This is a genomic window from Caproiciproducens puteiluti (assembly GCF_052442865.1).
Taxonomy (GTDB): Bacteria; Bacillota; Clostridia; order Oscillospirales; family Acutalibacteraceae; genus Caproiciproducens.
Window position 1 is genome coordinate 3,018,322 of the sequence record NZ_CP194790.1, and the last position, 14,842, is coordinate 3,033,163.

The window sequence follows — 14,842 nt, forward strand, 5'->3', positions numbered from 1 at the left end:
TCCCTTAGTTACATTTCATCAGCGCATGGAGCAATATCATCGCAATCAGAAGGTCTGCTCCGTGCGGCTGATGATATCGTCCTGCACTTCTTTTGCCAGCACGACAAACTGTGCGCTGTATCCGGCAACGCGTACTACCAGGTCCTTATACTGGTCGGGGTTTTTCTGGGCGGCCAGCAGGGTATCCCTGTCGACAACGTTGAACTGCACATGCATGCCTTTGTGGTCGAAGTAGCTTCTGACAACGGAGGCGAAGTTCTGCAGCCCCGTGTCCCCGGCGAGTGCGGAGGGCAGGAATTTCTGGTTCAGCAGTGTTCCGTTAGACGCGATAAAGTGATCCAGCTTGGCGACGGAATTCAGCGCCGCGGTGGGTCCCTTTACGTCCTTGCCCTGTCTGGGCGATACGCCGTCCGCCAAAGGCTGCTTTGCGAGTCTGCCGTCCGGCAGCGCGCCGACGTCTTTACCGAACAGCACGTTGGCCGATACCGGGTATACGCCCGCCTGGAACTGGCCGCCGCGCGGATTGGTGTACTTCTGAACCTCTTCGCAGTAGATTCTGGCGATCTTGCGGGAAACCATATCGACTTCGTCAATATCGTTTCCGAAGCATTCCGTGTTGTCCATCAGCCGGAAAATATTCTCATAGTCGCCGCTGCCGGAGGAGGCTGCGCAGGTATCCTTTACGCCGCACATCTTCTGCAGGTCGGCCATATCGATATTGCTGGAATTGCCGAGGACCTTCCTGACGGCCTCATAGATTTTCTGCTCCGTAAGGGCATCCGCCGTGCTGCTGCAGGGATCCGCTCCAAAGGTTTTTTCGCCAACCGGACGGCCGAAGTTCGCGTCCACAGCTTCTTTCAGCTGGGCGGCGGTGATGTCTCTGTCGCGGAACACGTGCTTATCCATCGCATAGACGGAGTCGCCGGAATCGGCGATGCCAAACGCCTGCGGGCCGGTGAAGTTGTAAATAGCTCCGCCTTCCTGTACGGATCTGCCGCGCTTGATGCAGTCGTCAACCATAGCCGACTGGAACGGGAGCGGGCATCTTTCCGCATGGGCCAGGTCGACGCAGTTGTCGGCTTCCGCCAGATGCCTTACGAAGTAAGCCATTTCCTTCTTGAATGCATCGTAGAACTCGTCGATGGATTTCCACTGGCTCATATCCGGGACGACCGGGCCGAGCTGTTTGTCGCCGGCCTTGCCGCCGTGGATGGTGATATCCAGAACCTTGGCGACATTGAAGAACGCGGCGTCGTGCCAGCCCTCGGTCTTGTGCGGGCACTGCGGCTCCACACAGCCGATGATGCAGTAGTTGCGGGCGTCTTCCAGGGATACGCCCCTGTTTTCAAGCGCCGGAATAATCACTTCGTCATTGTACATTGCGGGGAAGCCCAGCCCGAGACGGGCAAGCTCGCAGGCCCTGTAGAGGAATTCGTCCGGGGTTCCCTGCCACACGCGGATGGAGAAGGAAGGCGCCGGCAGTTTTGTTTGTGCGCACGCTTCCATCATCATGTAGGAAACGTCATTGGTGGAATCCAGCCCGTCCTCCGTCTGGCCGCCTGCGCCGATGTTCTGGAACACCGCGTAGCCTGCGAACGCCTGAGCGGAAATTTCGTCGCGGGTCTTGTTGACGTCGTTGAGCTTGATCCAGATACAGTCGACCAGTTCCTGCGCGAACTCCTTCGAGATGTTCTTATCTGCGGCAAGATACGGATACATATACATGTCGAAGCGGCCCGGGGAAATGGAGTGTCCGCTGGACTCGATCTGCATCATGCTCTGGATAAACCAGAAGGACTGGCAGGCCTCATAGAAATTGCGGGCGCCGTTTTCCGGCACTCTGTCGCAGTTGGCGGCGATCTGCAGAAGCTCGGCCTTTCTTGTGGAATTTGTTTCCGAAGCAGCCAGCCTTCTGGCTTCATCGGCATATCTGTGGGCGAAATTGATGGCCGCATTATAAGTAATAATCAAAGCATTGTAGAACTGCTGTTTCTTTATGTAGCTGGGGTCCGACAGGTCCATCTTCATCATGGCGTCAACCACTTCTGCAATGATCCCGCGGAAGCCTTTTTCCAAAATCTTGCCGTAGTCCACGCACACATGGCCTACGCCGCCGTAGAAGTAATTGCCTACCGTAAATACGCCGGCTGCCTGGCAGTCCTTTGTTTCCTGGGACATGTAGGAAGAAGCAAGCTCGCTTGTCGTCTTCCCGGGCCAGTACTTGAAGGCCTCATGCAGCTCCTGGGCGGTTTCCTTCGGAATCACGAACGGGTCCGCCAGCCTTGTGGCCATGGTGTCGAATTCCTTCTCAACCCAGTCAAAGGAAAATTCGGGGCAGATTTCCGTTGAGCGGGGATGCTTGGTGATGGCGCCGACGATCAGCTCGTCGTCACGGATGGTAACAGGAAGATTGTTGAAAATCTTCTCGTCCGCCTTGGCGCGTCTCATAATCGGGGGAAGTCCTTCCGTTTCCTTATAAGACTCCGTAACCAGAACCGCTCTTTCCGACTCAACATAAGGGGTTGCGTCCAAAATCATTTTCTTTAGCTTTTCAACCCTTGCCGTTGGTTTGGAAAATCCTTTTTCTATCACTTTAAATACCTCCTTAAAAAAATTTGATCGACGAATTTTTAAACACCGAAGTCCGATTTCTTGTTTGATTATATACCCGCCTCTGCTTGACCGCACAATACTATCCAGACTCAAACAATGTAAAATTGAAACCAAAATGCTTTTTAAAACAAGTACATTTTATGAAATATCCATAAAAATTTCGGAACTTTATCGTCTGTGAAACCTTTATTGTTTTTACAGAAAAATTTTCTTTTCTCAAAAATCCGACATTGAAAAGGAAACCGAAATTCCAAGCAGATCGACAAAATCCTTCAAAATAGCCGTATTTCCCGGCCACGCGGGAGAGGTCACCAGGTTGGCGTCCGCAACCGACTCATCCGCCTGCTTTTCGATATAAATCCCCCCCGCCATTTCCACTTCCGGCCGGACCGCCGGGTACGCCGTAAGCCTTCTGCCCCGCACCACGTCCGCCGCGGTCAGCAGCTGGACCCCGTGGCAGATGGCGGCTATCGGCCTGCTCAGCTTCATAAAATACCGTACAATGTCCAGCACCTCGTCGTTCAGCCGCAGATACTCCGGGGAGCGCCCTCCCGTCAGATAGAGCCCCGCGTATTGCTCGATCTGCAGTCCGGCAAAGGTGGCGTTGAGTACGAACCGGTGCCCCGGCTTTTCCGTGTAGGTCTGGTCGCCCTCAAAGTCATGGATGGCCGTTTTAATGGATTCCCCGGCCTTTTTGCCCGGGCACGCCACCTCGGCTTGAAGCCCGAACACGCCAAGGGTCTGAAAAGGAACCATCACCTCGTAATCCTCTGTAAAGTCCCCCGCCAGAATCAGTATTTTTTTCTGAATTTTGTCCATATTTTTCTCCTTCCGACCCACAGGTAAAATCAAGACTGATTTCCTGCAAAATTAAGACCTTCTTCCCACGGCAGAATGTCGCCGGGTTCCCTCAGATGGTTTAAAATGTCAGGGATGCCTTCCCCCGTTACGGAGCTGACGTGAAAGACCGTTTTGCACCCCGCGAGCCTCAGCCAGCTTTCCGCCAGATCGGGCCTCGCGCCCTCGGTATCGATCTGCGTGACGATGCCGATCACCTCTCTGGTCGCCCCCGCCACGATATTGGGGCTGTACAGCGAGTAATTCTCCCTGGCGTTCAGCAACATGCCCACTACGTCCGCCTCATAGGAATAGATGATCAGCGCCCGCGCCAGCTCCCTGTTTTCCGCGTACTCGCCGGGCGTGTCGATGATGACGTCGTAGCGGTTGACATACTGCGTTTTATGGTACCGTATTTTTTCTCCCCTGAGCGCCTGCGTCAGGGTTGTCTTTCCGCAGCCGGTCCTGCCCACCAGCATAATCTTTTTCACCTTTGCGCCTACGCTTTCGTCAGGCTGCACACGGTAAAGCCCATGACGTTTTCCGCGTAATCCAGAACGGCCTCCAGCGCGGTGGTCACGTCCGATATTTTTCCGGTAATAATCAGCGTGCCGCTGAACCGGTCTATAAAGCCGATATCGATGCCGGATTTTTTCAGGGCGATGTCCGCGGCGATAATGGAGGTTTCGCTGGGGGACATGGTCAGAATGCCGATTGCCGCCTTGGCGTAGTCGATTCTGGGGTCCAGTCCCAGTTTTTGATAGATCACCGTATTGGGGCTCGCGATCACATGCGCCATGGTAATCTGCTTGCCCGGCACAATTTCCTGTACGATCCGCATCAGCTTGCCGTTGGATTGCTCCAAATCAACCAGTTTCACAAAAATCCTTCTTTTCAAACGAAAATGGAAATCCTATTAATATATACTATCATGGAGCAAAATGTATCCATAACACAAAACAAACCAATTCCCAGTAAATTTAAAAGGTGCCGGATTCTGTCCCCGAAGGCTTCCCCGCCGTTTTGAAAAAACAGCAAATCAGCGCGGCCGGAAAACTCCGGCCGCGCTGATGAATCCGGCTTTCACCGGAGCGTACTGCCTGAAACGCGGGAAACGCCTACATCATGGACTCGTAAAGAGCGATAATATCCTCCACCGTGGGATCCTTCGGGTTGCCGCCCGTACAGGCGTCCGCCATGGCGGAGTGGGAAAGGAACAGGATGTCCTCTTCCCTGACCCCCACCTCGGAGACCTTCTGCGGAATCTCGACATCCCTGGAAAGCTGCCTGACCACGTCAACGGCCGCCCTGCGGTATTCCTCCTGCGTCATATCGTCCACGCCCTGCACGCCCATCGCGCGCGCGATTTCACGGTATTTCTCTCCGGTACACTCCGCGTTGTACTCCAGCACGGTGGGCAGGATGGTCGCGCAGGCCACCCCGTGGGGCGTATCGTACAGCGCGCTGAGCGGATGCGCCATGGAATGCACGATGCCAAGGCCCACGTTGGAGAAGCCCATGCCCGCTACATACTGGCCCAGGGCCATTTCTTCGCGGCCCTTCGGGTCTCCGGCCACGGAGCTGCGCAGCGCGCGGGAAATGATTTCGATCGCCTTCAGGTGCATCATGTCGGTCAGCTCCCATGCGCCCTTGGTGATGTATCCCTCGATCGCGTGGGTCAGCGCGTCCATCCCGGTCGCGGCGCAGAGGCCCTTCGGCATGGAGGCGGACATCTCGGAGTCGATGACGGCGACCACGGGGATGTCATGGGGATCGACGCATACGAATTTACGGTGCTTTTCCTCGTCGGTGATCACATAATTGATCGTCACCTCCGCGGCGGTGCCGGAGGTGGTGGAAACGGCCAGAATGGGAAGGCACTTGTTTTTTGTCTGCACAGCCCCTTCCAGGCTGCGGACGTCCGCGTGCCCGGGATTGGTCATAATCACGGCAATCGCCTTGCTGGTGTCGATAGCGCTGCCGCCGCCCACGGCGATCAGGCAGTCCGCCTGCATCTTTTTACAGGTTTTCACACCGTCCTGCACGTTCCGGATGGTGGGGTTCGCTTTGATGTTATCGAACACCTCGTAGGAAACAGAGGCGTCGTCCAGCACCTTCATCACCCGTGTGGCGACCCCGAATTTGATGAGATCCCTGTCGGTAACAAGCATCACCTTCTTTAAGCCGCGGTTCTTTACCTCCGGAGCCAGCTCCGCAATGGCCCCCGGGCCAAAGTAAGACGTTTCATTCAACACGGTACGATAGGACATAACATTCCCTCCAATTTAATATTCCATCGAAACGGGCGCACGGCTTTTCGGCCGCCTGTCCGTAATGGTCACAGAAATCTTCCGTTCCCGGCGAAGCTGCAAAATGCTTCTGTGCAATATTCCATGTCCAATATTATAGCAGTGCGAACGGAAAGATGCAGGTAAATTTAAATACTTCCCCCGCTATTTTTCCGCGAAAATATTTCGCCGCGGCAAAAAACAGGGTCGTTTCAGCATTGCGCCGAAACGGCCCCGCGGGAGATTTTGTTTATTTTACGTCTTTGATTGCCTGCTCGGCAAAGGAGGTATTGATCAGCTTGTCGTACGGAACCGTTTGTTTCAGCTCGCCGGCCTGGGTCATAACCTCCTGCAGAAGAGAGAACTCTTCCTGCTTTAAAATCGGATTGGGGCTCCACGCCTCGATATCCTTATAGTTCTTTGCGACCGTGGTCAGGAGCTTTACGTCCGAATCCGGGAAGGAGGGCGCGATTGCCTTTGCGATTTCCTCCGGGGTGTGCGAGTAGACCCATTTCTGTCCCCTGTAGACCGCCCTTGTAAAGCGGGCGATCAGGTCCGAATTCTTTTCGATATAGCTCTTCTTGGCACAGTAGCCCGTGTAGGGGATCTCTCCGCTTTCCTTGCCGATGGAAGCGACGATGTATCCCTTTCCCTGCGCTACGATCTGGGAAGCCGCCGGTTCAAACATCGTCACATAATCCCCTGTGCCGTTGGTGAACGCCGGCCCCATCAGCGCATACTGGATGCTGTCGTCCAGCTTGGTGTCCTTCTGCGGGTCCAGCCCGTTTTTACGGATGACATACTGCAGAGTCATGTATGGCACGCCGCCCTTTCTGCCGGGAAGCACTACCTTGCCCCGAATTTTATCCCAGGTAAAATTCGGGTCCGGCTCGCGTCCGAGCAGGAAAGAACCGTCGCGCTGCGTTACCAGCGCAAAAATTTCCGCGCTGTCCGCCTTTCCTTCATTGTAAACATAGATGGCGGCCTCCGGCCCGGCCAGACCGATGTCGGCGTTGTTGGACAGGACCGTCGACATCACCTTATCGGTTCCCTCCGCAGTGGCCAGTTCAAGGTCAATTCCTTCATCCGCGAAAAAGCCGAGGTTGATTGCCGCGTACTGCGGCGCGTAGAAAACGGAGTGAGTCACTTCGCATACCCTTACTTTTACCTTCTCCTTATTTTCCGTCGCGGCTTTCCCGCATCCCGCGACCGCTGCCAGCATGACTGCAAGGCAGAGTGCAACGGCGGACCATTTCAGCACCTTCTTCATACTCTTTACCCCTTTCGTAAACTGTATTCGGGGAAATTCCCCTTTCCTATCGAATAATCTGCTTTATACCAGATTACGGTATTCTTTTAATGGCCGTACCAGTTCAGGACCAGCTTTTCCAGAAGCGCCACCGCCTCATACATCACGGCCGCAACAACGGAGAGGATGATCACGCTGGCCATCACAAGGTCCAGCTTGAAAACCTGGCCGCCGTAGACGATCAGATAGCCCAGCCCGGCCTTTGACACAAGGAATTCGCCGGCAATAACACCCACCAGGGAAAGGCCGATATTGATTTTCAAGGAATTGAATAAAGTGGAAATATTGTAGGGAAATACGACCTTCGTAAAAATCTGCCCTTTGTTCGCACCGAAGGTCGCTGCCATCCGAATATATTCGTTATCGGTATGGCGGAATCCGTTGAGCATTTCCAGCACGGTGACAATCAGCGAAATGGCCAGAGCCATAAAAATAATGGCTCTCGTCCCCGCGCCGACAATCACAATGATCACCGGGCCGAGCGCGATTTTCGGCAGGCTGTTCAAAACCACCAGATACGGTTCGCTCACCTTGGACGCGAAACTGCTCCACCACAGGGCAATCGCCAAAAGGGTGCCGAAAACGGCCCCCAGCAGAAACCCGACCAGCGTTTCATAAACCGTTACGCCCATGTGCATGAACAGATCGTTCTGCGCCATGTTCAAAAAGGTCTGCCAGATGCGGGACGGCTGGCTCAGAATAAAGCTGTCGATCCAACCCAGCCTTGCGGTGATTTCCCATTGGGCAATAAAAATGACCAGAACGGCGATCTGACAGAAGCGGATCATCTGCTGTCTGCGTTTCTTTTTCTTCAGGTATTTTGTACGCTCTTGAGAAAGGATGGGTTTATTCATCGGCTGACAGCTCTTTCCATATATGATCGAAATACACTCTGAATTTCGGATTGTTTCTGCAGCTCAGAGGCGTTCTGTTTTCGTCCTCAAAATCGACTTCAAGGATTTCCCTTACCCGGCCGGGCCGGGCGCTCAGGACCATGATCTTATCGCCCATGCTGATGCTTTCGGGAATATCGTGCGTCACCATGACGGTCGTAACCTTTTCCTTTTTTAAAATCCGGTAGACGTCGTCGGTTACAGTCAGCCGCGTCTGGTAATCCAGCGCGGAAAAAGCTTCATCCAGCAATAAAATATCGGGATTGATCGCCAAAGTGCGGATCAGCGCCACTCTTTGCCGCATTCCTCCCGACAGCTGCGCCGGATATTTATCCCGGAACTCATAGAGTCCGTAGGTTTTTAAAAGCTGGACCGCCCTTTCCCTGTTTTCGGGGGAGAGCATCTTCCTTACTTCCAGACCGAATAGTACGTTTCTGTAAATGGTCCGCCAGTCCAGCAGATTGTCGCGCTGAAGCATATACCCGATGTGGGGAGAAGTCCCCACGATTTTTTCTCCGTTTACAAACACTTCGCCGGCAGTCGGTTTCAACAGGCCGGCAATGATTGAAAGCAAGGTGGACTTTCCGCAGCCGCTTGGCCCGACAATGCTGACAAATTCTCCTTTTTCCACAACAAAGCTGATATTGTCCAGAGCGGTTATTTCTCCATTTTCCGCCTGATAAGTCGCTTCTATATTTTGAACTCGGAGTACGTCCAACGGTATCACCTCATCTTTGCGTTCATTTTTTCAAGGGACATGTGCGCATAAAAATAGTTCGCCTTTGGTATAAAATATGTAAAATAGAGAGATTTGTGAAAATACATCTGCCCGCGCGTCCTCATAAAACGAAGAATTTCTCTTCCGTTTTTTATGCTCCCGGAAAAAACGACGTCGAAAGGAAGCGCTTTCTGCCGAAGGAGCGGGGGAAATATCCGGTTGAAAAAAATGAAATCCGTGTTACTATAATAACGTACCTTTTGCCGGACTCCCGTCCGGCGAAATCGGAAGAGAGGACTTTTATGATTTATCTTGACTACGCGGCCAACACACCGGCCTGTGAAGAAGCCCTGCGGACGTTCTGCGACGTCACGCGGGAGTATATTGCGAACCCGAACTCGCCCCACCCGCTCGGGCTGGCGGCAAAGGAACGGCTGGACAGGGCGACGGAGGAGATCGCCGCCATCCTGCACGTAAAAGCGGAGGAAATCATCTATACCTCCGGCGCAAGCGAATCCAACAACCTTGCCATTAAAGGCGCCGCCGGACAGTATCAGGCATACGGCAAACACGTGATTACCACATGGCTGGAACACTCTTCGGTAAACGGAGCGATGGCGGCCCTGCAGAACCGCGGCTTTGAGATCGAATATGTGGACATCGATGAAAACGGCCTTGTGGACCTGGAGCATTTGAAAGAGCTTCTGCGGGACGACACCATTCTGGTCTCCGTCTGCTATGTGGACAGCGAAATCGGAATCCGCCAGCAGGTCGGCCTAATCGCCGAAATCCTGTCCGGCTATTCCCGCTGCCTGTTCCATGTGGACGCCACACAGGCGGCGGGGAAAATTCCCCTGGAAATAGAAAACGTGGATCTGGTGACCTTTGCTCCGCACAAATTTTACGGGCTGAACGGCTGCGGCGTACTGGTGAAAAAGGAAAACGTGCTTCTGGAGCCGCAGATTCACGGCGGGACAAGCACCATCCCGTTCCGCAGCGGCACTCCCGCGCTGGGCCTGATCGCCTCCACGGCGCAGGCGCTCCAGACGGCGGTGGAAAACAGGGAAGAACGCTGCGAAATGGTGTCGGGGATGAACCGGCAGCTGCGGGACGCTTTCAAAAAGTATCCCAAAGTCCGCATCAACAGCACAAAGGAATCCGTCCCGTTCATCCTCAATATCAGTATTGCGGGAGCGAAGGCGGAGCAGTTTCAGTCGGCGCTGGCCGGGCGGGGTATCTGCCTTTCCACCAAATCGGCCTGCTGCGCGGCAAACACCCCTTCCCGCCCGGTCTACGCGTTGACAAAGGACCGGCGCGCGGCGCTCTCGACCCTGCGCATCAGCCTGAGCCACCTGACCACGCAGGAAGAAATCGGGGCTTTTTTGAAGGCCTTTGACGAATGTTACCGGCAATTTGTAAAATAGAGGGACAATATGAAAAAATATCAACAGGTGGAAACCAGTATCATCAAAAAATACCGCAGGGCAATCTGGATTCCGTTTATCGCGGCCATTAAGGACTACCGTCTGATTCAGCCGGGCGACCGGATCGCGGTGTGCATATCCGGAGGAAAAGACTCCATGCTGATGGCGAAATGCGTCCAGCATTTACAGAAGTACAGCGATTTTCCGTTCGAGGCGGAATATCTGGTGATGGACCCGGGCTACAATCAGGTAAACCGGCAGCGGATCGTCGACAACGCCGAGGCGCTGCATATTCCGATTCGGATTTTTGAGACAAAAATCTTCGATATTGTGGCAAAAACGGAGCAGTCGCCCTGCTACCTGTGCGCCAAAATGCGCAGAGGCCACCTGTATAAGCAGGCGCAGGAGCTGGGCTGCAACAAAATCGCGCTGGGGCACCATTTTGACGACGTCATCGAAACGATTTTGATGAGCATGCTGTACGGCGCGGAAATCAAAACCATGATGCCCAAGCTGCACAGCACCAATTTCGCCGGTATGGAACTGATCCGCCCGCTGTATATGGTCAAGGAGGCCGACATTCTTGCCTGGCGGCGCTACAACGACCTTCAGTTCATCCAGTGCGCCTGCCGGTTTACGGAAAACTGCGTGCTGGGCGACAACGGCGGCGCTTCCAAGCGGCAGGAGATGAAAGAGCTGATTAAAAAATTCCGGAAGACCAGCCCGAACATCGATCAGAATATCTTCCACAGCATTCACAACGTCAATCTGGAAACGGTCATCGGCTACCGCAGGGGCGGCGAGCAGCACAGCTTTCTGGACGATTACGACAGCGAGGGCTGAGTTTCCCCTGAATCAGCACTCTCACGGAAAATTCAACCCGGCTTCACCTTCCGGTCACAGCGGCAGGATATCCTAAACAGTATCAACATGGATTGGATTGTGAAGTGAAAGCATGAAAAATCTACGGGTTTTCAGGGACTTTATCAGAAGCCCCTTTCAGAAAAAATATCGGTACGTTTACGCGCTGGCGGCGATTGCCGCACTGTCCTTCGGACTGAATTTTTACGCAATCTCCCGGCTGGGATACGGAAACGCCTACTACGCGGCCGCAATCAAAAGCATGACGCAGAGCTTTCATAATTTTTTCTTTGTCTCATTTGACCCTGCCGGGGTGGTGTCGGTCGACAAGCCGCCGCTTTCCCTGTGGATACAGGCGCTTTTCGTGCTGGTATTCGGCTACCACGGCTGGGCGATGCTTTTACCGCAGGCGCTGGCCGGAACCGGGGCGTGCCTGATGATGTACGTTCTGGTTTCGAGATATTCCGGCCGTCCGGCGGGTCTGATTTCCGCTCTGGTCCTTGCGCTGACCCCCGCCGTCGTCGTGGCTTCGCGCAACAACACCATGGATATGCAGCTCGTCTTTGTCCTGCTTATTGCGGTCCGGTACCTTTTTAAAGGAATCGAGACCGGAAAATGGCGCAGCCTGTTTGCGGCCGCCCTGTTTGTAGGGCTGGGCTTCAACATCAAAATGCTGCAGGCCTATATGATTCTTCCGGCAATGGGTATCGTTTATCTCCTGTTCTCCAGAGAAAAGGTCTGGCGGCGGATTCTGGCGAGCGTCATCAGCCTTGTCATCGTCGCCGCCGTATCGTTTGCCTGGGTGATCGCGGTGGACCTGTATCCGTCCGAAAGCCGTCCTTACATCGGCAGCTCTACGGACAACACGGTCATGGAGCTGATCGTCGGCCATAACGGCCTTGAGCGGATTTACGGCGGCGGGGGCGGAAACTTTGGCGGAACCGGGACCGGCGGCGGTTTCCAGGGCGGCGGCCGTTTTGACGGAAACGGAGGCCAGGACGGAAACGGACAGCCCGATGGAAACGGGCAGGGGACGCCGAACCGCTCCCGGGACGGCAGCACGGGCAACGGCGCGCCGCCTTCCATGAACGGGCAGGACGGCACGGGCCGGACCGGCGGGATGGCGCGGGGCGGCCAGACACGGGGCGCGGTTGGCAATGACATCGGCACCGCGGGCATGCTGCGGCTGTGGACCGACAGCATGTACGGCCAGGCTTCCTGGCTGATCGTGCTGGCTCTGTTCTGCATTGCGGCCTCCCTGCGGAAATGGAGCCTGAAAAAGCCGGACATCCGGCAGGGCGCGCTGCTTTTCTGGGTCCTCTGGCTTGTTACCATGCTGGCTTTTTTCAGCTTTGCGAGCTTCTACCATCGGTATTATCTGTGCATGCTGGCGCCCGGAATCGCCGCGCCGGTCGGAATCGGCTTTGTTGAAATGCTGAAAGCTTACCGCTCGAAGTCCGGCTGGAGGCAATGGCTGCTCCCCGTCTCTTTTCTTGCGACCTTCGCCATAGAAGGGTGGTATGTGTGGAGCTACTCCGATCTAAGGACATGGCTGATTCCCGTTATGGTTGTCGCCGGCTCCGCCGCGCTGATTCTGATGCTCCTTCATTTCTTCCGCCCGAAACGGCTTACGCTTTTTGCCGCGGCGGGATGTATGCTTGCCGCCATGCTGGCGGGACCGCTTTACTGGTCGCTGACCACGGTGCTCTATGTTCCCCAGAACGTGACCATGCCCTATGCCGGGCCGGAGCTTGCCTCGACGGAGGAGACCCAGGGCATGACGCCGAATCAGGAAACCTTCACCGTAAGCGACAGCAATACCCTTGCCCTTGAAAACTATCTGGTGGCGCATTACAAGGAAGGCAGCTATCTGGTCGTTGGCCAGAAAGCGAACGACGTCGCGGCCTTTATCGTGGACACGGGGCTGCCCGCGGTCGCCTACGGCGGCTTTCTGGGATCGGATGAGGCGCTGACCCTCGACAAGCTGAAACAGCTGGTCAGCGAAGGGAAAGTCACCTACTTCCTTGTGTCGGAGCAGAGCGGAACGGCGAGAGGTTCCAACTCCGAAATCGACTCCTATGTAAAGGAAAACGCGGTGCTCGTTGACCCGTCCGAATACGGCGGAGACACCGGGTCCTCCGCGTCCGGCACACAGTCGTCTTACTCCCTCTACTGTTTTCAGCAGTCATAAATAAGGACTGTGCCGCTATAAAGGCTTTCGGGACAAAAAAACAGGCGCAGGCTTCGGGCGGTCCTTTCGGACTCCGGGGCCTGCGCCTGATCTGTTATAAACGCTTTTAATCGATTTTGCTTTCCACCTGTGATTTTAAGGCGCTCGCTATTTTCATCAAAAACGGCGGCAGCGCCACACCGATATCGGATATGTTTTCCAGAATGCTGATGACCTCGTTGCAGATCAGCCACACCGCGGCAAGCGACGCGACAGCAAAGCCGAAATGCAGCTCCGTTCCGGCCCGCTGCGCCGCATACGCAAGCAGGCAGTCCAGAATTGCACCCACCGCCACCAGAAGCCACATGCTTATCTTTTTCGCAATCCCGCGAAAGCTTTTGTAGCTGCTGATCTTCTGGTCGCGGAATTTCGCCGCGGCCAGGCCGGTAGCGTAGTCAATGACGTTTACCGCCGCGAGCAGCAGCACCGGAACGGCCAGCACGCCCAGCCACGCGGACAGCGCAGCGAATATCGTGATAACGGCCGCTTTCCATTTTTCCATTTCTTATCCCCTCTCTACTGAATTTTAAACTTGAAGCGCCGCAGGGGCTTTTCGCCGGATACGGAGGTATAGATCCCCGTCTCCTGTCCGGACTGTCCCACAGCCACCACCGCAAACAGCTGAATGTTCCCAGTGCGGGGGAACGGCACGATGGTCGCGACCCCGCCCGTCCCGGCGGTAAGAGTCACCGGCTGGGGGGACGTGGTTTTTACAACATAGTACGTCCCATGCGCGTAGGAAATATCCATTGTGGTATCGATCTCCACAATGGTACTCACCTGCACCGGGTAACCGTTATAGCCTCCGGCGGGGATGATGGCCGGATAATTCTGAAAGGACTCATCCGTGTCCACTTTTCCGCCGATGCCCGGAACCGTCCCCGTGGAGCTGGTCTGCCGGATGGCGCAGGGGTAATCCGGCTCCCCGCTGTAATCGGCGAGCCACACGTCATAGGCCTTTAAAGTAGCTGCGCTGAATCTGCCTGACCGGATGAAATCATTGTTCGTATAAAGCGCGACATACCATCCGTCCGCCTTCATCCGCTCCAGAAACGCGCGGCCCATGCCGTCGATCTGGGCATTGTCCGGATTGACGCCCTGTTCGTTTGCGTAGCGGATCGAATCGTACTCGTAATCAAACGCGATCGGAAAGTCCAGCTTCCCTTTATAGGGCTCAAGGACCTTCTTACAGACCTCCGCCTCGGTCTGGGCGTCCGCCGCGGACACCGCGTAGCTGAACCAGTATGCGCCGACATGCAGATCGTGGGAAAGCGCACCCCGGACATTTTCTTCAAATTTGGGGTCCTTCTGGCTGATCAGATTTCCGTATCCAGCGCGGACCATTACAAATTCGATTCCGGAAGCCGCCACCCTGCCCCAGTCAATGGTGCCGTTATGCTTACTGACATCGATACCCTTCATTGTTGCCCTCCATTCAAATCACTCTATATCACAGTAATATTCAGGATAAAATGGCACTGTTCAGGCTAATTTTTGAAATGTTTTTTATCGCTTGCAAAGAATGGCATGCCGTAATTTTCGGAGGGAAAACATCGCATAAAAAACGCACCCAGACGGGCTTTCAAGCCGTTCCGGGTGCGTTGGGATTTTATGAAATTCTATAATGTGAATTTTTTTCACTTATGCGATATGCAAGCGGATTTTCAAA

The 14,842-nt window shown here is 54.8% G+C and carries 13 protein-coding genes; 3 read left to right on the top strand and 10 right to left on the bottom strand.

Features of this window, described 5'->3' with window-relative positions; genetic code table 11:
* Positions 1 to 45: 45 nt before the first annotated feature.
* The 8 genes from ACRQU7_RS14625 to ACRQU7_RS14660 form a co-directional block, all read right to left on the bottom strand.
* Positions 46 to 2,592, bottom strand: a complete 2,547-nt coding sequence (locus tag ACRQU7_RS14625; protein ID WP_038325421.1) for a glycyl radical protein — start codon at positions 2,590 to 2,592, stop codon at positions 46 to 48.
* Between the two features lie 237 nt (positions 2,593 to 2,829).
* Complete coding sequence (locus tag ACRQU7_RS14630) at positions 2,830 to 3,432, bottom strand: DJ-1/PfpI family protein (protein ID WP_444641520.1); 603 nt, start codon at positions 3,430 to 3,432, stop codon at positions 2,830 to 2,832.
* Between the two features lie 29 nt (positions 3,433 to 3,461).
* Positions 3,462 to 3,941, bottom strand: a complete 480-nt coding sequence (locus ACRQU7_RS14635; protein WP_444645607.1) for a EutP/PduV family microcompartment system protein — start codon at positions 3,939 to 3,941, stop codon at positions 3,462 to 3,464.
* Positions 3,942 to 3,949: 8 nt separating this feature from the next.
* Positions 3,950 to 4,330 carry a BMC domain-containing protein gene (locus ACRQU7_RS14640; RefSeq protein WP_444641521.1) on the bottom strand — a complete coding sequence of 127 codons (381 nt, stop codon included), beginning with the start codon at positions 4,328 to 4,330 and terminating at the stop codon, positions 3,950 to 3,952.
* A 238-nt stretch (positions 4,331 to 4,568) separates the two neighbouring features.
* Positions 4,569 to 5,720, bottom strand: a complete 1,152-nt coding sequence (fucO, locus tag ACRQU7_RS14645) for a lactaldehyde reductase (protein WP_444641522.1) — start codon at positions 5,718 to 5,720, stop codon at positions 4,569 to 4,571.
* A gap of 268 nt (positions 5,721 to 5,988) precedes the next feature.
* Positions 5,989 to 7,008, bottom strand: a complete 1,020-nt coding sequence (locus ACRQU7_RS14650; protein WP_141825987.1) for an ABC transporter substrate-binding protein — start codon at positions 7,006 to 7,008, stop codon at positions 5,989 to 5,991.
* An 86-nt stretch (positions 7,009 to 7,094) separates the two neighbouring features.
* Positions 7,095 to 7,901: an ABC transporter permease gene (locus ACRQU7_RS14655; RefSeq protein WP_038325426.1), complete on the bottom strand. Its 807-nt coding sequence runs from the start codon at positions 7,899 to 7,901 to the stop codon at positions 7,095 to 7,097.
* On the bottom strand, positions 7,894 to 8,658 hold the full coding sequence (locus ACRQU7_RS14660) for an ABC transporter ATP-binding protein (protein WP_038325427.1): 765 nt from the start codon (positions 8,656 to 8,658) through the stop codon (positions 7,894 to 7,896). Before ACRQU7_RS14660 ends, ACRQU7_RS14655 begins: the two co-directional genes overlap by 8 nt.
* Before the next feature lie 302 nt (positions 8,659 to 8,960).
* Between ACRQU7_RS14660 and ACRQU7_RS14665 the strand changes: the two genes are divergently transcribed.
* From ACRQU7_RS14665 to ACRQU7_RS14675, 3 genes are all read left to right on the top strand, one after another.
* Positions 8,961 to 10,082, top strand: a complete 1,122-nt coding sequence (locus ACRQU7_RS14665; RefSeq protein WP_444641523.1) for a cysteine desulfurase family protein — start codon at positions 8,961 to 8,963, stop codon at positions 10,080 to 10,082.
* A 9-nt stretch (positions 10,083 to 10,091) separates the two neighbouring features.
* Positions 10,092 to 10,925, top strand: coding sequence for a tRNA lysidine(34) synthetase (locus ACRQU7_RS14670; RefSeq protein WP_444641524.1), 834 nt, complete (start codon positions 10,092 to 10,094; stop codon positions 10,923 to 10,925).
* 112 nt (positions 10,926 to 11,037) lie between these two features.
* Complete coding sequence (locus ACRQU7_RS14675; RefSeq protein WP_444641525.1) at positions 11,038 to 13,134, top strand: glycosyltransferase family 39 protein; 2,097 nt, start codon at positions 11,038 to 11,040, stop codon at positions 13,132 to 13,134.
* A gap of 106 nt (positions 13,135 to 13,240) precedes the next feature.
* On the opposite strand, the gene ACRQU7_RS14680 is transcribed toward ACRQU7_RS14675, so the two are convergent.
* Both ACRQU7_RS14680 and ACRQU7_RS14685 read right to left on the bottom strand, forming a co-directional pair.
* Positions 13,241 to 13,675: a phage holin family protein gene (locus ACRQU7_RS14680; RefSeq protein ID WP_444641526.1), complete on the bottom strand. Its 435-nt coding sequence runs from the start codon at positions 13,673 to 13,675 to the stop codon at positions 13,241 to 13,243.
* A gap of 14 nt (positions 13,676 to 13,689) precedes the next feature.
* Complete coding sequence (locus tag ACRQU7_RS14685; protein ID WP_444641527.1) at positions 13,690 to 14,595, bottom strand: glycoside hydrolase family 25 protein; 906 nt, start codon at positions 14,593 to 14,595, stop codon at positions 13,690 to 13,692.
* Positions 14,596 to 14,842 lie beyond the last annotated feature (247 nt).

Excerpts from the sequence above, each read along its gene's own strand:
- ACRQU7_RS14630 (WP_444641520.1), bottom strand. The coding sequence starts at position 3,432 with ATGGACAAAATTCAGAAAAAAATACTGATTCTGGCGGGGGACTTTACA.
- fucO (WP_444641522.1), bottom strand. The coding sequence starts at position 5,720 with ATGTCCTATCGTACCGTGTTGAATGAAACGTCTTACTTTGGCCCGGGG.
- ACRQU7_RS14650 (WP_141825987.1), bottom strand. The coding sequence starts at position 7,008 with ATGAAGAAGGTGCTGAAATGGTCCGCCGTTGCACTCTGCCTTGCAGTC.
- ACRQU7_RS14655 (WP_038325426.1), bottom strand. The coding sequence starts at position 7,901 with ATGAATAAACCCATCCTTTCTCAAGAGCGTACAAAATACCTGAAGAAA.
- ACRQU7_RS14665 (WP_444641523.1), top strand. The coding sequence starts at position 8,961 with ATGATTTATCTTGACTACGCGGCCAACACACCGGCCTGTGAAGAAGCC.
- ACRQU7_RS14670 (WP_444641524.1), top strand. The coding sequence starts at position 10,092 with ATGAAAAAATATCAACAGGTGGAAACCAGTATCATCAAAAAATACCGC.
- ACRQU7_RS14675 (WP_444641525.1), top strand. The coding sequence starts at position 11,038 with ATGAAAAATCTACGGGTTTTCAGGGACTTTATCAGAAGCCCCTTTCAG.
- ACRQU7_RS14680 (WP_444641526.1), bottom strand. The coding sequence starts at position 13,675 with ATGGAAAAATGGAAAGCGGCCGTTATCACGATATTCGCTGCGCTGTCC.
- ACRQU7_RS14685 (WP_444641527.1), bottom strand. The coding sequence starts at position 14,595 with ATGAAGGGTATCGATGTCAGTAAGCATAACGGCACCATTGACTGGGGC.